This is a genomic window from Pseudarthrobacter sp. NIBRBAC000502772 (assembly GCF_006517235.1).
In the GTDB taxonomy this organism is placed as follows: Bacteria; Actinomycetota; Actinomycetes; order Actinomycetales; family Micrococcaceae; genus Arthrobacter.
On sequence record NZ_CP041188.1, the window covers coordinates 445,825 to 465,406 of the forward strand.

General features: G+C 61.8%; 13 protein-coding genes. 5 read left to right on the forward strand and 8 right to left on the reverse strand.

All coding sequences use genetic code 11. From position 1 onward, the window contains the following. Positions 1 to 36: 36 nt before the first annotated feature. The 3 genes from NIBR502772_RS22285 to NIBR502772_RS02095 all read right to left on the reverse strand — a co-directional run bounded on the left by NIBR502772_RS22285 (position 37) and on the right by NIBR502772_RS02095 (position 2,908). A complete protein-coding gene (locus tag NIBR502772_RS22285; RefSeq protein WP_168223456.1) occupies positions 37 to 186 on the reverse strand; it encodes a hypothetical protein in 150 nt (49 codons plus the stop codon). 632 nt (positions 187 to 818) lie between these two features. Further along, a complete protein-coding gene (locus NIBR502772_RS02090; protein WP_141138865.1) occupies positions 819 to 1,403 on the reverse strand; it encodes a histidine phosphatase family protein in 585 nt (194 codons plus the stop codon). After that, entirely contained in the window at positions 1,400 to 2,908 is a 1,509-nt protein-coding gene (locus tag NIBR502772_RS02095) for a CCA tRNA nucleotidyltransferase (RefSeq protein WP_141138866.1), read from the reverse strand. The genes NIBR502772_RS02090 and NIBR502772_RS02095 overlap by 4 nt, the downstream gene beginning before the upstream one ends. A 207-nt stretch (positions 2,909 to 3,115) precedes the next feature. Between NIBR502772_RS02095 and NIBR502772_RS02100 the strand changes: the two genes are divergently transcribed. From NIBR502772_RS02100 to trxA, 5 genes are all read left to right on the forward strand, one after another. Continuing rightward, complete coding sequence (locus tag NIBR502772_RS02100; RefSeq protein WP_141141894.1) at positions 3,116 to 3,616, forward strand: NUDIX hydrolase; 501 nt, start codon at positions 3,116 to 3,118, stop codon at positions 3,614 to 3,616. 92 nt (positions 3,617 to 3,708) lie between these two features. Next, on the forward strand, positions 3,709 to 5,814 hold the full coding sequence (gene murJ / locus NIBR502772_RS02105) for a murein biosynthesis integral membrane protein MurJ (RefSeq protein ID WP_141138867.1): 2,106 nt from the start codon (positions 3,709 to 3,711) through the stop codon (positions 5,812 to 5,814). A gap of 181 nt (positions 5,815 to 5,995) precedes the next feature. Next, positions 5,996 to 7,570: an ABC transporter substrate-binding protein gene (locus NIBR502772_RS02110; protein WP_141138868.1), complete on the forward strand. Its 1,575-nt coding sequence runs from the start codon at positions 5,996 to 5,998 to the stop codon at positions 7,568 to 7,570. 249 nt (positions 7,571 to 7,819) lie between these two features. Next, a complete protein-coding gene (gene trxB / locus NIBR502772_RS02115; RefSeq protein ID WP_141138869.1) occupies positions 7,820 to 8,776 on the forward strand; it encodes a thioredoxin-disulfide reductase in 957 nt (318 codons plus the stop codon). 36 nt (positions 8,777 to 8,812) lie between these two features. Beyond that, complete coding sequence (trxA, locus tag NIBR502772_RS02120) at positions 8,813 to 9,139, forward strand: thioredoxin (protein ID WP_058930642.1); 327 nt, start codon at positions 8,813 to 8,815, stop codon at positions 9,137 to 9,139. 5,692 nt (positions 9,140 to 14,831) lie between these two features. Here trxA and NIBR502772_RS02130 read toward each other — a convergent pair. The 5 genes from NIBR502772_RS02130 to yidC all read right to left on the reverse strand — a co-directional run bounded on the left by NIBR502772_RS02130 (position 14,832) and on the right by yidC (position 19,577). After that, positions 14,832 to 16,139 carry a ParB/RepB/Spo0J family partition protein gene (locus tag NIBR502772_RS02130; RefSeq protein ID WP_141138871.1) on the reverse strand — a complete coding sequence of 436 codons (1,308 nt, stop codon included), beginning with the start codon at positions 16,137 to 16,139 and terminating at the stop codon, positions 14,832 to 14,834. A gap of 66 nt (positions 16,140 to 16,205) precedes the next feature. Further along, a complete protein-coding gene (locus NIBR502772_RS02135; protein ID WP_305775668.1) occupies positions 16,206 to 17,279 on the reverse strand; it encodes a ParA family protein in 1,074 nt (357 codons plus the stop codon). A gap of 86 nt (positions 17,280 to 17,365) precedes the next feature. Then, complete coding sequence (gene rsmG, locus NIBR502772_RS02140) at positions 17,366 to 18,016, reverse strand: 16S rRNA (guanine(527)-N(7))-methyltransferase RsmG (protein WP_104060348.1); 651 nt, start codon at positions 18,014 to 18,016, stop codon at positions 17,366 to 17,368. A 20-nt stretch (positions 18,017 to 18,036) separates the two neighbouring features. After that, positions 18,037 to 18,603 carry a R3H domain-containing nucleic acid-binding protein gene (locus tag NIBR502772_RS02145; protein ID WP_104060347.1) on the reverse strand — a complete coding sequence of 189 codons (567 nt, stop codon included), beginning with the start codon at positions 18,601 to 18,603 and terminating at the stop codon, positions 18,037 to 18,039. Next, positions 18,603 to 19,577: a membrane protein insertase YidC gene (gene yidC / locus NIBR502772_RS02150; protein WP_141138872.1), complete on the reverse strand. Its 975-nt coding sequence runs from the start codon at positions 19,575 to 19,577 to the stop codon at positions 18,603 to 18,605. Before yidC ends, NIBR502772_RS02145 begins: the two co-directional genes overlap by 1 nt. Between the last annotated feature and the right edge of the window lie 5 nt (positions 19,578 to 19,582).

Consider the following 19,582-nt stretch of genomic DNA (forward strand, 5'->3'; position numbering starts at 1 on the left):
TGCCTGCCGGACCCCGGACCGGATCCGTCCCTCGGATCAGTTCATGCCGCTCATCTGCTGGTGCAACAGGACGAAAACGTCTTCGCGTTGCCGGTCCAGGAGCTCCCCGTTGAATTCCCGGCGGTTATCGCGGACAGACCGGTCATCCCGGACAGACCTCCGCAGGAAGAATAGTGCGTTCTTCATTCGTTTGATCATGGTGGTCACCTCCTTTCGGCGTGTAATTGGGCATGACAAATAGAGCCATTTAATGTCGAAGTAATAACGGCATAATTTAGGCAGGGAAAATGCCCGGCGGTTATGAATTGTTCGCAAATGCGAAGAAGGACCCCTGTTGCAGCGGCCGTGCAGACCCCAACGAGGAAGCTTGAGTTCCGAACTATGGGGATGCCGCGTCGCCGCGAGGACCAGCCTTGAAGCTGCGCCGACAGGAGACTTCCAGCAGGCGTCGCCTGAAGCGAGCCACTAGCGCGAACCAGCCGAGAAGGAAGTGGCCTGGATATACCTCATTGCAAGTGACGCCGCCGCGGGGGCGGGATCAGTTGCAGGAAGGTTAGGAGGCAGACACTCCATTAAGACGGCGCGTAAAAGCAGCAGAGGCCGGGTTCGCGGTGATGGTCATCTTCCATCCGCTAGTCAAAGTAATCATTTTTCCCAACCTCCTTTTCCGTTATGCCGCTGCCTCGGCTGACTAGCCGGACAACGCGCGCCGCGACCCCGGCAAAGACGCTCTGGGGTCAGGAATAAAATTACCCTACGAATAGAGCAATGCGCCACTTAATTCGCAAAGTTTTTCAAGAAAGTTTATGAATGCGCCTTTAGAGTCCCCAGCGGACAATGGCCGGGGTCCGCTTATCCCAGCCGAGCGTGCAGACTTTCGCGGTTCCCAGGATGAAATGGCGGCCCTCGGCAGGCGGGAGTTCCAGCCAGCGCGCGGTGAGGATCCGGGAGAAGTGCCCGTGCGCCACGATCAGCACGTTGTCCAGGCCGGATTCAAGCACACTGGCCACAATCTTGTCGGCGCGGGCTGCCACTTCGTCCAGGGTCTCGCCGTTGGGCACACCATGGGTCCAGATCAGGTAATCCGGGTTGTCCTTGCGGATCAGGTCCGAACTGATGCCCTCATAGTCGCCGTAGTTCCATTCCACCGCCAGCGGCTCATGCTGCGCGTCAGGGTAACCAGCCAGCTCCGCGGTCCGCCGGGCGCGGCGCAGCGGAGACGTCAGGACCAGGTCGAAGTCCACCTGGTCCAGCACCTTCCGGGCCTCCACGGCCTGCTGCTCGCCTTCCACGGTCAGGGGCAGGTCGGTGAGCCCGGTGTACTGCCCGCTCTTGGACCACTCGGTCTCACCGTGGCGCAGGATCCAGAGCTGGGGGCGGGGCGCGGTCATCGGGTCAGTCATTTGGACTCCTCATTCGGGGAAGGTTCGACGGCGGCGGGAGCGTCTGGTGACTCAGGAACCGGGGGTGCTGCCTCGGGCTGCTCTGACCACCAGGCGAGCAGCCTCGCTTCGGCGTCGTCCGGTTGCAGCGGTCCGTGTTCCATCCGTTCCTCGAGCAGGAACTTGTAGGCACGGCCCACCACGGGACCAGGTTTGAGGTTCAGGATGGACATGATTTTGGCGCCGTCCAGATCGGGCCGGACCGCATCCAGGGACTCCTGCTCGCGCAGGACGGCGATCCGGTCTTCCAGGTCGTCGTAGGCGAAGGCGAGCCGTTCAGCCTTCCGCTGGTTGCGGGTGGTGACGTCCGAGCGGGTCAGCCGGTGCAGCCGTTCCAGGAGCGGGCCGGCGTCCGTGACGTAGCGGCGGACGGCCGAGTCGCTCCAGCCGGCATCGCCGTAGCCGTAGAACCGCATGTGCAGCTCCACCAGCCGGGCCACAGCCTTGATGGTGTCGTTATCGAACCGCAGGGTCTTCATCCGCTTGGCCGTGAGCTTGGACCCCACCATGTCGTGGTGGCGGAAGCTGACCGCGCCGCCCGGTTCGAAACGCCGCGTAGCCGGCTTGCCGACGTCGTGCATCAGCGCTGCGAACCGCAGCACAAAATCGGGGGCCGGCACGGCGCCGTCGGCATCCGTTTCCAGGGCGGCGGCCTGTTCCAAAACCTGAAGGGAGTGCTGGTAGACGTCCTTGTGGCGGTGGTGCTCGTCGGATTCCAGCCGGAGCGCGGACACCTCAGGCAGCATAAACTCGGCGAGGCCGGTGTCCACCAGCAGGTCCACACCGACCCGGGGGTTCGCACCGCAGATGAGCTTGACCAGCTCATCACGGACCCGTTCAGCCGAGATGATCTTGATCCGCTCGGCCATCTGGGTCATCGCCAGCCGCACGTCGTCGTGCACGGAAATACCCAGCTGCGATGCGAACCGGGCAGCGCGCATCATGCGAAGGGGATCATCGGAGAAGGAGGCCTCGGGTGAACCGGGCGTCGCCAGGACAGAGGCGCTGAGGTCCCGGACGCCGCCGAACGGATCAATAAGTTCAAGGGAGGGCAGCCGCAGCGCCATGGCGTTGATGGTGAAGTCGCGGCGCAGGAGATCGTCGGTGAGTGACGTGCCGAATGCCACCACGGGTTTGCGCGACTCCGGATCGTATGCCTCGGCCCGGTAAGTGGTGATCTCGATCTGGAAGCCGGCTTTCCGCATGCCGATCGTCCCGAACGCGCGGCCGATCTCCCAGAAGTTGTCCGCCCATTTCTTGATCAGGGCAACTGTCTGGTCCGGGCTGGCGTCGGTGGTGAAGTCCAGGTCCGGCGAGGTGCGTCCCAGGAAGAGATCCCGTACCGGACCGCCCACCAGGGACAGCTCGTGGCCGGCGTCGACAAAGCGCTGCCCGAGCTCCAGGACCACCGGGTCCACCTGGAAATCGACGGTGTTGGAATCAATCTTGTGATGTGCGTGCGCCATAGTTACTTAAGCTTGTCAGAAACCAGCGGCTTGGCAGGCCAAAATCTCCTCAAGATCGCTCCTATTCGCCTACAGCCCCTCAAAGTGCGTCATACGCAGTCCACTTTGATGTCATGTTCCGGTCATCATGATCGGACAAGAGTCGTTAGAGTGGACTCCATGGCCCATCCCGTACCGAGCGCTCCCGGCAGGAGGACAAACGCACCGTTGCCGTCGGCAATTGGTGCCCACGTCGCGCCTGCCTTGCACTCGGCCCCGGCCTCGCTCCCTACGGTGGAGGAAATTTCCGCCGGCGGCGTTGTGGTGGACACGTCCGACGGCGAACTAAGGGTTGCGATCATCGCCCGCCTCAACAGGGGCGGACGGCTGGAGTGGTGCCTGCCCAAGGGCCACCCGGAAGGCAAAGAAGACAACGAGCAGGCAGCTGTCCGCGAGATTGCCGAGGAAACCGGCATCGAGGGCGACATCCTGGCGCCGCTGGGCAGTATCGACTACTGGTTCACTGTCAGCGGGCACCGCGTCCACAAGACCGTGCACCACTATCTGCTGCGCGCCACCGGCGGCGAACTCACTATCGAAAACGATCCGGACCACGAAGCCGTGGACGTGGCATGGGTCCCCATCAAGGAACTCGCACGGAAGCTCTCGTTCCCCAATGAGCGGCGCATCGCGGATCTGGCCCGGGACGTCCTGCCCGAACACCTCTAAGGCCGTCTCCGCCGGAGCAGCGTGTATGCCTGTACGGGCATATAGCCTGTCCGTTGCGGTACAAACAGCGTCCGGGTGAGACGATGAACTCGATGTCAGCTACCAATCCCCCCTCCGATAAGGCCGGCCGCGCCGCCCCAAGCGGAACCGCGAGTGAAACCCGGTCCAGCGCCATCATGGCTGCTGGCACCCTGGTATCCCGGTTCCTGGGCTTCGGCAAGACCTGGATGCTGGGTGCCGCACTGGGCCTCGGCTCTACGGTTAACGACACGTTCATCAACGCCAACAACCTGCCCAACCTGATCTTCCTGCTGGTGGCCGGTGGTGTCTTCAACGCCGTGCTGGTGCCGCAGATCATCAAGGCGAGCAAGGCCCCGGACAGGGGAGCGGACTACATCAGCCGGCTGCTGACGCTGGCCGTGCTCCTGCTACTGGGCCTAACCGCGCTGGTCACGCTGGCTGCTCCGTGGGTCATCGAATTGACCACCCAGGGTTATTCGCCGCAGCAGAAGGCCCTGGCAGTCGCGTTCGCCTTCTGGTGCCTGCCCCAGATCTTCTTCTACGGCCTCTACGCGCTGCTGACACAAGTCCTCAACGCCAACGGCGCGTTCGGGCCTGCCATGTGGGCCCCCATCATGAACAACCTGGTGGCCATTGGCGGCCTGGGCATGTTCATCTGGATCTTCGGCGAGAACCGCATGAACCCGCACACGCTGGACAACTGGGGCCCGTCCCAGACCCTGCTTGTGGCCGGCTTCTCAACCATAGGCGTGGTGGCCCAGACAGCCATCCTGCTGATCCCGGTGATCCGCCTGCGGCTGGGTCTCCGGCCCCGGTTTGGCTGGCGCGGAGTGGGCCTTGGCCAGGCCGCTAGGCTGAGCGTTTGGACGCTCCTGACGGCCGCCGTGGGGCAGTTGGCGTTCCTGTATGTCATGCGCATCGCCACAATTCCCGGTGCTGAGCGCCTGCGACTGAAGGAAGCGGGGGATCCGGCGGCAGAGATGCTGCCCGGCAACGCCGTTCTGGAGGTGGCCAGCCAGCTGTATCTGCTGCCGCACTCGATCATCGCGCTCTCCCTCGCCACGGTCCTCTTTAACCGGATGACCCGTGCCTCGCAGGATGGCAACCGCGCGGAACTCCGCGACGCCCTCTCGCACGGCCTCCGCACCATGGCTGTGGCCACCGTCTTTGGCGCGCTGGCGCTCTTTGCGCTGGCCGGGCCGCTGGGTATGTTCTTCTCCGGTGGCCTGAGCCAGGACGGCGTGATGCTGGCCCAGACTCTCACCATCCTCGCGCTGAGTACCCCGTTCATGAGCGCCAACTTCATGATGTCGCGGGTTTTCTACGCCAACGAAGACGCCCGCACGCCCTTCAATATCCAGCTGCTGCTTGCCCTGGTCTACGTGGCCGGTGCTTTTGGGATCCAGTTCCTGCCGGTGGGCCAGATCATTTACGCCATCGCCCTGCTGTACATGGTGGGCAACATCCTCTCGGTGATCATCAGCGCCTTCTTCCTGCGCCGGCTGCTGGGCCACCTCGACGGGCCGCGGATCGCCAACTCGTATATCCGAATGGGCTATGCGGCGCTCGGTTCCGCGATCGCGGGCGCCGGGGCCTTGTGGCTGATGGGCAGCTACAGCGCGGACGGGTTCGCCTGGAGGGACCGGCTCGCCGCCCTGGTGACCGTTATCGTCGTCGGACCCATCATGCTGGTTGCCTATGTCTTCCTGCTGAAGGTCTTCCACGTCGCCGAACTCCGGGACCTCATGCGCCCCCTGTTGGGACGGCTGGGACGCGGCACGGGACCGTCCGGCGGCGGGGGAACGCCGTCGTCGGCTGCGGGTGCCGACGTTTCCGGAACGGAACGTCCGACGCCGGAACGCGCCACAGTCTCTGTGGACACCGGCCTGATTCCCCGGATCTCCGGCGAATTCGACGCCGCCTCCTTCCGCGCAGGTCCCGTACCGGAACGCCAGGCAGCGCCTACGGCGCCAGCTGACGGCGCACAAGGGGAAACTGAGGCAGTGGCTAACGGGGGCACAGAAACCGCCGCGGGATACCTTCCCGCAGAGGACGTGCCCGGCACAGCACGGGGCGGGCTGCTGCGCGACGAAATTCCCCTCCCCGGCCGGCGCACGTTCCAGGGCCAGGCCGGACAGAACCCCCATTTCAGGCCACGCCGGCCTCGAAAAAAGTGATCTTTGCGCGGTTTTTGGTTGCCTGTCGACCACGGCGGCCATAGCCGATCGGCTAGGATCGACAGTGAACAGGGGTAGTTGCAGGCAAGCGCAGACCGGCTCGCCGGCTGGCTTTTGGCCGGTTTCTGACCGGCGGTGGCATCATCTACGCCGGCATTCCCGGACAGTCTAGGAGGAACACGTGTCCCACCCGATCGACGTTGGATCAGTACTCGGCGGCCGCTACAAGGTCACAGCCACGGTATTGACCTCACACGACCAGGATCTGGTGCTGGACGGGGTGGACCAGGTTCTCAACCGACCGGTCAGCATTCTGGTCGCCGGCCCGGACAACACCGAACAGGTGGCCCAGAGCGCCCGCGAGGTGGCTACCGGTGAGCGCCCGGGTAACGTCCAGGTCCTGGACCTTGGTGTCACTGAGGCCACCACGTACCTCATCACCAACCACACGTCCGCGGCAGACCTGTTGGACCTCGTGGTTGCCTCCGACGCGCCTTACGTCGAGCCGTTCTTCACGGATACCCTGGGCAGCGAAATTTTCGGCCAGGTGCGTTCACACGAACCTGAACCGTACGACGACGAAGAGAACGTCGACGCCGGATATATCAACTATTCGGACAATCACCCCCACCAGGTTGACCCACACCGGTCGGCCGCACCGGTTGCTCCGCCGTTTGTACCCCCGGTTGTTCCGGCCCGTCCGCCGCTCCGCCCGGCGGTCCGTCCCGCGTCGGGGCCTGCCAAGGCCGGAGCCGTTGGAGCAGGAGCCATTGGAGCAGGCGCCGCCGCTGCTGGCGCCACTGCCGCACATCAGCACGTCACTGCGCCGCAACCGGTGCAGGCTGCGGAGAACCGGCCAGTTTCCGGTCCGGCCGAGCCCAGGGCCGGCGCGGGTTCCGATTCGCCCAAGGTTTCCCTGTGGTCTGAGGACGACTATTCCAACGGCTCCCAGGACGCAGCCTACGACGAACCGGTGGTCTCCCGAGCGCCGGAACGCTCCGATCGCGCAGCGGGCGCCTTCCCGTCGCTTGCCCGGAAAGGTGCTCCGGCGGCCGCAGTACCGCCTTCCGGCGGGACGGATGACTATTACGACGACGACGAGCCCGAGCGTGAGCCCCGCTCCATGCGCTGGCTGGTGGGCGGGCTGCTTGCCGTGGTGCTGATTGCCGGGCTGGTCTTTGCGGTCACCAACCTGGGCAGTCTATTCAAATCTAGCCCCCAGGCCGCCCCATCCTCCACGTCGACGGGCTCCACGTTGCCAAACTCCGGGTCGGCTTCCCCGAACCCGAGCTCCGCACCTCCCGCGGCACCGCCTGCCATCGACAGCATCACCCGCCAGGGGGATTTTGACTTCGCAGGCACCTACGACGTGGATCTTGTGAAGGCGTTTGACGGCAACGCAGCCAGCTACTGGTCAGACATGGAATTTGCCACCGAGGGCTGGGGCGGCCTCGCAACCGATGGCGTGCCCTTGTTCGTCAAGCTGAAGAATCCTGCGAAGGTTTCATCCATCACCCTGACTCAGCTCGGGGCCTCGGGCGGCAATCTCAGTGTCTTCACCAATGACCGCCCGTCACTGGACGGAGCCAAACTGGTGGGGACCAACAGCTTCACGTCAACAGATCTGACCATGCCACTGGCCGAGCCGGTGGAGGCACAGTACGTGATCGTGTCCATCAAGACGCTTCCCAAGCTGGCCGCCCCGAAGACCCGCTATGGCTTTGGCATCCGCCTGGCGGAGATCAAGATCCAGTAGGACCACGCCTGCGTGGTTCCCGTTGAGCCGCGGCTGTTCTGCCCGGAGCATTGCTCCGCAGTAACAGACGCGGCTCAGCTGTTTTCAGACGGTAATCTGGTAGGGCGTCCCGTCCACGTGACGGGGTTATGGCCGCTGATGCTTCCTCCGTTCGCGCGGCGCCCGGAATATTCACCACCTAGATTCAGTTGTGCCATGTGGCCGGCCGCAATAGCCGGCGCATCGACTAAGGAAGAGGTTCACCGTTCAGTGAGCAACGCAGAAAACACCGCGTCCGAAGTACGTGATGTCATCATCGTCGGCTCGGGCCCGGCCGGGTACACGGCCGCTGTCTACACGGCGCGCGCCAACCTGAAGCCCTTGCTTCTGGCCGGATCAGTTACCGCCGGCGGCGAACTGATGAACACCACCGACGTCGAAAACTACCCTGGCTTCCCCGAAGGCATCATGGGGCCGGACCTCATGGAGAACTTCGAGAAGCAGGCAGCCCGGTTCGGAACGGAAATCCAGTTCGAGGACGTCACAGCACTGGACCTCGACGGCGACATCAAGACTGTCACCATCGGTACAGGCGAGACCTTCCGTGCGCGGGCCATCATCCTGTCCACCGGGTCCGCTTACCGTGAGCTGGGCCTCCCGAACGAAAAGCGCCTCTCCGGCCACGGCGTAAGCTGGTGTGCAACCTGCGATGGTTTCTTTTTCAAGGACCAGGACATTGCGGTCATCGGCGGGGGAGACTCGGCCATGGAAGAAGCCCTCTTCCTGACCAAGTTCGCCAAGTCCGTCACCGTTGTGCACCGCCGCGACGCACTCAAAGCTTCCAAGATCATGGCAGACCGCGCCCTGGCCCACGACAAAATTTCGTTCATCTGGAACAGCTCCGTTGACGACGTCATCGGAACGGACAAAGTCACCGGGCTTAAGATCAAGAACCTGAAGGACGGCACCGTGTCCGACCTCTCCGTCACCGGCGTCTTCGTCGCCATCGGAAACGACCCCCGCACCGAACTGGTCAAGGACTCCCTGGAGATCACGGCGGCCGGTACCATCGCCGTCGAGGGCCGGAGTTCCAAGACCAGCATCCCTGGCGTCTTCGCCGCCGGAGATGTTGTTGATCCCACCTACCGTCAGGCCATCACGGCCTCCGGTTCCGGATGTGTAGCCGCGATCGACGTGGAACACTACCTCGCAGACCTTCACGCGTAACTCCGCGTACCGCCGTTCGAAGAGAGAGACAAGGTTATGAGCAACGCTAAAGACGTAACAGATGCAAGTTTTGCTGCGGACGTACTGTCGGCCGACAAGCCAGTAATTGTGGACTTCTGGGCTGAGTGGTGCGGCCCCTGCCGCAAGCTGGGACCCATCCTCGACGAGATCTCGGTCGAATACAGCGAGAAGGTTAATGTCGTCAAGCTCAACGTCGACGACAACCCCGCCATCGCCGCCGAGTACGGAATCACGTCCATCCCCGCCGTTTACCTGTTCCAGGACGGCCAGGTGAAGAGCACTGTTATCGGTGCGAGGCCGAAGCAGTTCTTCGAAAAGGAATTTGCGGACGTCCTGTCCTAATCAGGTAGGGGACTTCTGTCCCATATGACCAGTGACACCGGCCTGTGGCCACTGCTTCCATGAAGCGGTGGCCACGCGTCTTTAAGACCGAGCCCGTCGAAGCACAACCACATTGCATCAACCTTGATTCGTTTCCTAACTTCAGTGATTGCTCAGAGTCGCTCCTGGGGATCCAATGCAGGGATGGGGTTCGTACCTATGAGGGCGAGCGGTTGTAAATTCCAGTCAGACGTCGCCGTCACCATCCTGGAGTTGGCCTTTCAGGATTCGGATTCTTGTTTCACGTGAAACATTGGCGATCGAGATGCAGAGCCTAGTGGGCCTGGCCTCGCTCACGTGAGGAATCGGCGTACGACAATGTGGGACACTCGCAGGATGGCCGGTCTTCGTCGGCTTCGACCCCCGAGTTGCGGTCAGAAGGCATAGGTTCGCCGGCGGCAGGCAGAGCGTTCCCGGATTCCAGCTCACTACGGAATTCGTATCCCCGCCGACGCAAGCCTGAGTGCACTGTTTCACGTGAAACATTGGCGATCGCGAAGCATGGATTCATGTGCAACATCGGCGATTCGCCAATCCAACGGGCGTATGGTGCGGCCACGCTCGCGGGTCGAGCGAAATTTCTTGGTCGTCAGTGCATGCTGATCCTTACATCCGAGTGCCCTTGCCGCACGACAATGCCGCAGCGATTCAGTTCGACATACTTGAATTCAGTTGAGTTCAGCTCGGCTCGGCTCGGCTCGGCTCGATAAATCAATCAACCCAGGCTTCCACTTTCGTGACGGTCCTACTCTGCAAACTGATGCGTACCCCGCGCTATGTTTCACGTGAAACACGGCCGAAGCCTGCGACAGTCTGCTCCCTCCAGTCCTACTGGCCTGCCCGACGGCATTCGAGCCAGTCCCCAAGGATCGGGTTCACGCGATGTGGCCGTATTGCGTCCCCTCCATTCGCTGAGGAGAATATCCGCGGCGCACTCAAAGACTAGATCGAACAATGAGCAGCGAATGCCAATTGGATTAGGTGGCCTAGTGGCCTTCACGCCCCGTTTCACCTCGCGGAGGACAATGTGGGACCGGAGCATGAGACTACCGGAAGAACCCTGACCAGACCAGCGTTCCAGTCTCGCTCGCCGTCCATGGTCTAAAATCAAACGCCGATTCATACAGTTGACTCCTAGAAGCTCCGGGTTCCAAGGGTTGGTCAGACTCAACACCTGGTCGGGGGAATCGGGGCTGGTCGGGGGAGTCGTCGCTGGCAAGAGAAGCCAGGGAACGCCGGGGGACACCAGGTGACTGCTATTGGTTAGGATCCGAGCAATTGGAATGGATTTCCGACATCATATGGCACCGGCCCGTCGTAAGTGACTGGCCTCTCTCGAATTGACTGCCAGATCGGAAATGGGCACAAGTCGAATCGCCAAACCGCAGCCCGTCGGTAATCTGCCGCGACAGTATCCAGTTCAGTGACAGCCTGACCAGTTGCAGCAGTCCATTCTTGTCCACAGCATGTCGACGACACACCAGCGCGCAACTCAAGATTCAGCGACCCCCGGGAACATACTCACACAGCGTTGGGAACCCGCAAGCACAGACAAGGTGCCTGCGCACGAATTCGAGACCGTCGGCTTGGAGACTCACTAAGCCCCTCCGCCGATACCTGCAGTCTTGGGTGGTGATTCAGGATACGCACGGAGTGGGCACGCGTCGTGCATTCGGTCTCTACTCGCTGCGCTGGTGGGTCCATTAGGACCATCGCTCGTATTGTCCGAGATGTCCATGACGCCGATGGCCCGAAGAGGAAGCACATGCGGAGATTGTCCAAGCCAGATATTCCCCTCAGCCGCAGCCCGCGACGGTCTCGACACACACTTGTTGGCGCCTCACCCCTTCACAACGCCGTGCTCGTCTCCGCGGGGCCACACCAAGAGACGGGCCATACCAGGAGGCCTCCTGCGCGCCGCGCGTGCGGGCCGGCAAAGACGGCACGAGGACACGAGGACACGAGGACGCGGTTAGTCTTCCACGTCCGACTGTTTCACGTGAAACATTCCGGCCCCGGTGACGGCTTCGTGAATGACAAGATCTCGAGCGTACTGTTTCACGTGAAACGAACTAGGCGCGCTGTTTCACGTGAAACAAACTGAATGAAATCCCCGTCCAAGCCTTCCCGGGATGGGATGCTAAGAACGCCGGCTTCGCGCGTGCTGGATGCTATCTCCTGAGGCCAACTCCCAGATGGCCGCAACCCCACGTCAAGCTAGTTGGGCCACGACCGAAAATTCGAAGAGACCCGGGCCACCCGTACACACCCCAGCCACACGAGGAATACACTTCTCACCCCGGGAATGCTCAATACTGCCGGGCGCCCTCGATCCTGCCACTGGGCCCTGTGGACGATTGCGTGACAGCTGAGCCTTCGCCCACGCCCTGCGGTCCGCTGCGTCGATGGGGGACCGTCAGTCTGAACCAGGACAGGAAGACCGTGATCGCCGTGTACCTGCCCGTGGCCAAAATAGGCGCTGTGGCTTCTCCGCCACGCACACGTCCGTTCGCAAGACCGCTGCGGCTGCCGTCCGGTCAGCGAAGGACGGTACCAGAGCCACCTTGCTCGGTCATCAGCGCAGGACGGCATCGGAACCACCTGCTCGGTCTCCATCACGTCAGTCCGCACTGCTGCTCCCGACCGGAGCGACACGCGTCGGCATGTGCCGTTAGGATGCGCGTCTGATCAAGGCACCAGGCACCCAGCTGCGAACGCATCCTAAGGCAGGTCATGAGTCATCTGGCCAATGCCGACTTTCATGCTCGAACGGCGGAGCCTAGGTGCCCGACCAACTCCACACCAAAGACCTGGAGCAGGTGATGAATGCCAGCGGAGGACTGAATCGTATCCATCCGAAGTGTGACTATTCGGTTCGACTGGAGGGTTCCATCGCGCTGATGTCCACCGACTTCGAAGTTATCCCCAAATGTTATCCACACCGATATCCACAGGCTTATCCACCGGCCTTCAAACCGTGGACACGGTACCCCTGGTGCCGGACTTTGGATCAGCCGACACCCTCAAGCCGGAGTTGCTCCCAGGACAACTACCACGGCCGAAGCGCATGCGCACGTCGGACTGTAAATATCGGCGAAAATCCAACTATTGAAGTCGCTTTCCGCCCGGAGAGAGAGTCCCGATCGGGCCTTGGTAATGTTTCACGTGAAACGGGACTGCAGACGATATCCAATGCTCGTGCGGACCGCTCGTTGCCGGATCCGATGGTGTGGGCCGAATCTCTTCGTGATCCCTGCCACCAAGGAACCTATCCACAAAGTTATCCACAGTGATATCCACCATGTTATCCACCGCGCAGTTCACACCTTCGGGCCCAAGGCTGACTTGGCCCCATCTGTTGTTGTGGCAAGTTTGCCGCACACGATGATGAAGAGTGGGCCGAGGAATCATAGTTCCCCGAGCATTCTCTTTCCCATAAAACAGGCTGTTGCCCGTCTGGCTAGCCGATTCATTCTCGGCAGGGCCATGATCCGACGTGACTGCAATTGTGGCCGCTTCCCGATGTCGAGTCCGAACCTCTCCGAACAGTCGCGTCTGTTTCAAACTGCTGAACAACAAGACGACTCGGCTTCCACCAATTCCTTCCCGTCCCGGACACTCCAAGACTGGGGCTATTCTGTGCACCCCGCGGCCACGTCCTAGAGGGGCGAAGCCAAGTCGCGGAGCTGGTTCAGAGACGCACTATGGCGAGCTACCCAGCGTCATGCTGTAACGACTTAGAGTGTCGCAGTCCTGCCCAGGGCGGTGGTCCCGTATGACGCAGCCGGCGACACTGTTGGCCAAGCCAGGGGGACCGAGGCACCCTCCTGACATTCGTGTGTATCGAGGCACCCTGCAGATTCAGTTCCGTCCACATCCCGTCTCCACAAAAGGCTATTAGACGAAAGGCCCCGGGGCCGAGGTCGTACGTGCCTGCCTACCTGCCTACCTGCCTACCTGCCTACCTGCCTACCTGCCTACCTCAGCCGATGCTACCGGTGCGCCGGCGTGCGCCAACAGCCCGGCCCTAGCCCGAATATCCGGAGATGCCTCAACCTCAGGCATCGACACTGCCTGCCAGCTAAGAAGTCCTCGGATGCGCCAGGAAGTCATCTGTTCAGGCTAACTGCCCGGCGAGTGGAACTCAGGCGTCAGGGTTGGGGCCACCACGCACGGGACATGCTGGACCCTGACCATCGCTCTCTCCACCCGACTACGAACCCTCCGGACGGCTTACCAAGGTCCCAGAGCCCTGGGCAGGTGCGCTGGGTCCGCAGGATGTCGCCAGCGGCGGGCCGTCACTGCCGGCCGGGGGATTGTGGGCGGAATCTTCCTCGAGGCGAGAAGAGGCCAACGTGGGCTCTAAGCCGTCAACTCCACAGTCCGTGAATTGTCTCTGTTCCAGCGGCGATCGATGTGGGAGGGCGCCTGCGCTGCATGTTTACAATCCGAGTCGCAGCCCGCTCGACGACGCCGCGAGGGCGACGGGGCGACCGGTTGTCGGGGTCCTGGGGTGCCGGGGTGCTGGGGTGCTGGGGTGCTGGGGTGCCTGGGTGCCGGGGCCATGGGGGAGATGCCGGCACGGTGCGCTGGACTCGCCACTATGTTTCACGTGAAACCATTTGGAAGACGGCTGGGCGTAGGCCGAGCCTGCTCAGCAATCTCGGCTACCTCACGAAGCTTGGTGAATTGCTTCTGCAGGAGTGTTTCTGCCCCGGCTTTGGCTGCGGGCGAAGTCCCTCGGATGCTGCAAAGCCGAATTCACTTCACCAGCCGCATCCGCAGCGCAGGTAACTCGCTGGCATCACTCGCCGAGGGCTTTAGACCCTACCACCTTCATGTTTGTTCTCGATGGCGCCGACGCCTAGATCGCGCGCATACCTGTTGATGTTTCACGTGAAACAGCCACCGCGAGGCGCCTTCCCATCCGAACCCGGATGTTGCCGAACCAGACTGAAGGTCGGAAGACTATCTGGCGACGTGTCTCCGGGGGAGACGTCCACCCTGGCGCATCCTCTCAGTCACCGTGCCAGCCACAGGCTGAGGCCAACAGCTGCACGGGTGCGTACGCTGCGCACCAGATCTCTGGAATAGGACGGGGCAAGAGCATTCGAACACGGTGTTTCCGCCGCCCTGCAGGATGACCACCGCACCCGACTGATTGGAAATTGCGCGAACCGACGCATTCTTTACTGCCTCGGAGCAACGGAACCCATTGCATGCCCAGTATCAAGAGTCGCATCGGAATGTCCAGCGATCCGTCGAGTCCTCCACTCCTGCCTGATCTCCGTCTCGAGAGTTCGCAGCCCCGCCATCTGCATCGCCCTCAGGCCCACCTCCAGTGCGTCAGCAAACCCGAAGCCACAGAAGTCCACCACTGCCGTGGGAACACAAGCAGAGACGACAGTCGTTGGAAGAGACCAGTCTCTAGGGGAATCCAGGCAGCAGACAGTGCAAAACTCGCGTCCCCACAACGGAACTATCCCATCGGGACCAGCGTGTTCCGCCATGCGAACCACGGGCTCGATCCCGGGGGCGCGTCACAACCACGATGGCCACGCCAGTATCAGCTCCGGAGTGCAAAGATGGCGTCGATTCAGACGAAAGAAGGGCCTGTTTCACGTGAAACAGGCCCTTCTTTGAACGGAGAACGCTAGTTTTCAGATCCTGGCGCAAGAACTTCCATGATGCGGTTCAGGTCTTCAACACTGGCGAATTCAATGCTGACACGCCCCTTGCGGACACCCAGGGAAATCTTGACGTTGGTGTCCAAGCGGTCGGACAGCGAGGATGCCAGATAGTCCAGGCGCTCATGGCGGGCTCCCGGACGAGGGATATTGTTCTTTGCAGGCTTCGCAGGATCCTGGTAGAGAGTGACGGCCTCTTCGGTTGCCCGAACAGACATGCCTTCAGCCACGATCTTCTGGGCGAGGCGTTCCATGGCTGCTGCATCCGGCAGGGCGAGCAGCGCGCGCGCGTGGCCAGCGGAAATAACGCTGGCCGCCACACGACGCTGAACCAGGGGTGGAAGTTTGAGGAGACGCAGCGTGTTCGAAACCTGGGGACGTGACCGGCCAATGCGGTCCGCAAGCTGCTCGTGAGTGGTTCCGAAGTCTTCAAGCAGCTGCTGGTAGGCCGCAGCCTCTTCGAGCGGGTTCAACTGGCTGCGGTGCAGGTTCTCCAGCAGTGCATCCCTGAGGAGGTCATCATCAGTGGTGTCCCGGACAATGGCTGGGATGGTCGCCATCCCGGCCGCCTGTACTGCCCTCCAGCGACGCTCACCCATCACCAGCTCGTACGGTTCTCCACCTTCTTCGGTTGAGGTACGAACCACAATTGGCTGGAGGACGCCGATTTCGCGCACGGAGTGGATTAGCTCCGCCATGTCATCGTCATCGAAGACTGAGCGGGGCTGTTTGCGGTTCGGATGGATGTCGGTGACCGGAATCTCGGCAAACCGCACGCCGGGGACTTCCACGAGGTCAACACCGTTATCCGGCGTACTGCTCTGGGACTCAGACACCTCGGACACAGACTCGCCAGTCGCGCCTTCAACTGGCGTGGGCGAACCATCCACCGTTGATGTAGTTGCACCGCCCTTTGCAGGAGCTTTCGCGGGAGCCTTGGCGGGAGCATTTGCGGCCGGCAGCTTCTCTGCTGCCTTGGCCGACGGATTCGCGGGGGAGGCCGTTCTCGGCGCGGCTGCCTTCTTGGTTACCGATGCGTCGTTGGCCTGGGTCGGCGCGATCGACTCGGAAACAACCGACTCCGAAGATGCAGCATCTGAAGCTGCCCCACCATTCCCTGAAGCGTCGTCAGGGGACCCGACTTTCTTACGGCCTTCGGGGAAGAAGAGATCCACGGGCCGCGACGCAGCGCCGCCGTTGCCCGACGCACTACCGGCGGAACTTGGAATGAGTGCGCCAAGACCGCGGCCTAGGCCACGTCGCTTTTCGCTCATGGATAAATCCCTCCGATGGAAGAGTCAGATCTTGCCGGACTCCGGTTGTTGCAGTTCTTGAAGATTCTAGCGTTCAGCGATTTCGGCTGCAGCTTCCAGGTAAGACAGGGCTCCACTGGAGGAAGGATCGTACGTCATGACGGTTTGCTGGTAGCTCGGAGCTTCTGAAATCCGCACGGAGCGGGGGACTACAGCACCAAGGACCTGCTCGGGGAAGTGGAGGCGAACTTCCGCTGCCACCTGGGCTGCAAGATTGGTCCGTCCGTCATACATCGTGAGGAGAATAGTGGAGACCACCAGATCCGCATTCAGGTGCTTCTGGATCATCTCAATGTTCTTGAGGAGCTGACTGAGGCCTTCCAGTGCGTAGTACTCACACTGGATGGGGATAAGGACCTCACCGGCAGCACAGAAGGCATTAACCGTAAGCAACCCGAGGCTGGGCGGGCAGTCAATGAAGATGTAGTCGAGGCGTTTTTCGCCGTTCTTTGCCCGGGTCTTGGCATAGACATCGATCGCCCGGCGGAGCCGCTGTTCACGGGCCACAAGCGAAACAAGCTCAATCTCCGCTCCGGCCAGGTGAATGGTGGCAGGAGCACAAATCAGGTTGCTGATGTCCGGGCAGGGTGCCACGACGTCAGCAAGAGGGAAATCGTTGATGAGGACGTCGTAGATGCTGTCCACATCGGCATGGTGCTCGACGCCGAGGGCGGTGGAGGCGTTGCCCTGGGGATCGATGTCAATGACCAGGACGTTCAGGCCGGCTGCGGCCAGGGCAGCAGCGATGTTCACGGTGGTGGTGGTCTTGCCCACGCCGCCTTTTTGGTTGGACACCGTGAAGATACGGGTCTTCTCCGGCTTGGGAAGTTTCCGGCCAACCAGCCGTTCGCGGCGCCTGGTCTCGTGCGCGAGTTCCCGGGCGATAGGACTGGAATCGTCCATGGTGTCCATGACGTTGATCCTGCCTCCCGTTGTTGTTTCACGTGAAACAGAGGCAAGGATTGCCATTTCAGCAACCGGATTAGGGTGACTTTCCCCTCGTCCGGGCACGGAACCCATACCCATGCCAGCAACTGATCGTGCTGACCCCAAAGACACGAACGGGGGTATCCGTTGTGTGGAGGCTTCGCTACTGGTCACTGGGACACACTCACTCTCGTTCGGCTTTTGCTGCCGTTGTCTAGCCTAACCGCTTCGCCCTGCAGACCAAGGCTACCGGGCCAGGACTAGGAGATCTTTCGGGACTTGTTAACGACGATCCGTACCACCGTGGTGGGTTCCTCCAGGAGGTTTTCACCGACAGTCACTACAGAGGTCTGGACGCCACCGAGTTTCCGGATGACCTTCGCTGCTTTTTCGATTTCCTCGCCTGCGCTGCGTCCCTTAATGGCCACAACCTCGCCCTTGCCGGCGAGCAAGGGGATGGTCAGGCCGGCGAGGTTGCTCAGCGCGGAAACAGCCCGGGCAGTCACAACATCAGCGTCCACCATGCCAACCGCAAGCTCCGCCCGGGTCCGCATCACCGTGACATTTGTCAGGCCGAGATCGTCCACCACTTCCTGGAGCCAGATCACCCGGCGTTCCAGCGGCTCGATCAGTGTCAGCTGGAGGTCCGGACGCGCGATGGCGAGGCAAAGTCCGGGAAGTCCGGCTCCGCTTCCGACGTCGGCAACATGGCTGCCGTGCGCGATCTCGCTTTCGATAACGGCACAGTTAAGGACGTGCCGGCTCCACAACCGTGGGATCTCACGCGGCCCGATCAGCCCGCGTTCGGTTCCCGACGTGGCCAGGTGCTCCACGTAGCGTTTGGCCAGGTCCAGGCGGTCACCGAAAATCTTCTCGGCCGCCAGCAATTCTGCTGCCGTGATGTCAACCATGATTAGCGGTTCAGCATTCTCTAGTCTGCGGATACTACGATGTGGCGCCCGGCGCCTTCGCCCTCGGACTCGCTGACGAGTCCCAGGTCAGCCACGGCGTCATGAACGATTTTGCGTTCGTACGCACTCATCGGCTCCAGTGCCACGGCTTTGCCGGACTCCTTGACCGAAGCTGCTGCATCCTCCGCAATCTTCTGGAGGTGGCCGGCGCGCTGCTCACGGTAGCCGTTGATGTCCAGCACCAGGCGAGAGCGGTTCTCCGTCGCGGAGAGGACAGCGAGCCGGGTCAGTTCCTGAAGGGCTTCCAGGACTTCGCCGTCTTCGCCGACGAGGCTGTCGAGGCTATCGGTTTCTTCCTCGGCAACGATGGAAATGTAAGTGCGGCCGTTCCGGACTTCGATGTCGATGTCACCGTCGATGTCCGCGATATCCAGGAGCTCCTCGAGGTAATCGGCAGCAACGTCTCCTTCCTCTTCGAGGCGGCTGGCAGCGGATCCCTTGGGGGAAGCATCGGCGTCAGTCGCTGATTCGTCCTGATCGTCAATGATCTCGTCGGAAAGGGCGTGTTCGGTGCTCTCGGCTGACATTACTTCTTCTTCCTGTTCTTACGCTGGGGCTGGACGCGCTGTCCCTTTTGCTCGATGATCGCAGCTGCGGCAGCTGCCTCCGCTTCGGCGTCGGCCTTCTTCCCGCCCAGAATGGGCAGGGCCGGCAGGCCCTTGGCCGCACGGCGTTCGGCGAGTGCCTTGGCGGCGGGGGATCCCGGCGTCGGCATGCGGCGGATGACGAAGAACTGCTGCGCCATGGTCCAGAGGTTGGTGGTGGTCCAGTAGATGAGGACACCGATGGGGAAGTTGATGCCACCCACACCGAACACGACGGGCAGGATGTAGAGCATCATCTTCTGCTGGCGCATGAACGGGCTGGCCATGGCCTCTTCAGACATGTTCTTGGCCATGATCTGCTTCTGCGTGATGAACTGCGACGCTGTCATGGCCAGGATCATCACGATCGACAGGATCCACACGGCGGTCTGGTTGCCGGCGCCGCCATGCAACAGGGAAGCGGAAAGCGTAGCCCCGAAGATGCTGGAATCGTCGAACTGCACCACTTGCTCGTGGCTCATGGCACCGATGCCGGCGCCCTTGGTTCGGGCCGCTGTGATGCCGGACAGAACCTGGAAGAGCGCGAAGAAGAACGGCATCTGGATCAGCATCGGCAAGCAGGCAGAGAACGGGTTGGTTCCGTGCTTCTTGTACATGGCCATCTGTTCCTGCGCCATTGCCTGGCGGGAGAGCTGGTCGGTCTTGCCTTTGTACTTGTCCTGGAGTTTCTTCAGGTCCGGCTGCAGCAGCTGCATGCCACGCTGCGCCTTGATCTGCTTGACGAATACGGGGATCAGGGCGGCACGGATCACCAGCACCAGCCCGATGATGGACAGCGTCCACGTCCAGCCCGAAGCCTCAGGCAGCCCGATGCTGCTCAGGCCCTCGTGGAAGCCCACCATGATGATGGAAACCAGCCACTTGAACGGAAACATGATTGTTTCAAAGAAGTCCATACGAT

Excerpts from the sequence above, each read along its gene's own strand:
- NIBR502772_RS02130 (WP_141138871.1), bottom strand. The coding sequence starts at position 16,139 with ATGAGCGAAAAGCGACGTGGCCTAGGCCGCGGTCTTGGCGCACTCATT.
- murJ (WP_141138867.1), top strand. The coding sequence starts at position 3,709 with ATGTCAGCTACCAATCCCCCCTCCGATAAGGCCGGCCGCGCCGCCCCA.
- NIBR502772_RS02145 (WP_104060347.1), bottom strand. The coding sequence starts at position 18,603 with ATGTCAGCCGAGAGCACCGAACACGCCCTTTCCGACGAGATCATTGAC.
- NIBR502772_RS02095 (WP_141138866.1), bottom strand. The coding sequence starts at position 2,908 with ATGGCGCACGCACATCACAAGATTGATTCCAACACCGTCGATTTCCAG.
- rsmG (WP_104060348.1), bottom strand. The coding sequence starts at position 18,016 with ATGGTTGACATCACGGCAGCAGAATTGCTGGCGGCCGAGAAGATTTTC.
- yidC (WP_141138872.1), bottom strand. The coding sequence starts at position 19,577 with ATGGACTTCTTTGAAACAATCATGTTTCCGTTCAAGTGGCTGGTTTCC.
- NIBR502772_RS22285 (WP_168223456.1), bottom strand. The coding sequence starts at position 186 with ATGAAGAACGCACTATTCTTCCTGCGGAGGTCTGTCCGGGATGACCGG.
- trxA (WP_058930642.1), top strand. The coding sequence starts at position 8,813 with ATGAGCAACGCTAAAGACGTAACAGATGCAAGTTTTGCTGCGGACGTA.
- NIBR502772_RS02090 (WP_141138865.1), bottom strand. The coding sequence starts at position 1,403 with ATGACTGACCCGATGACCGCGCCCCGCCCCCAGCTCTGGATCCTGCGC.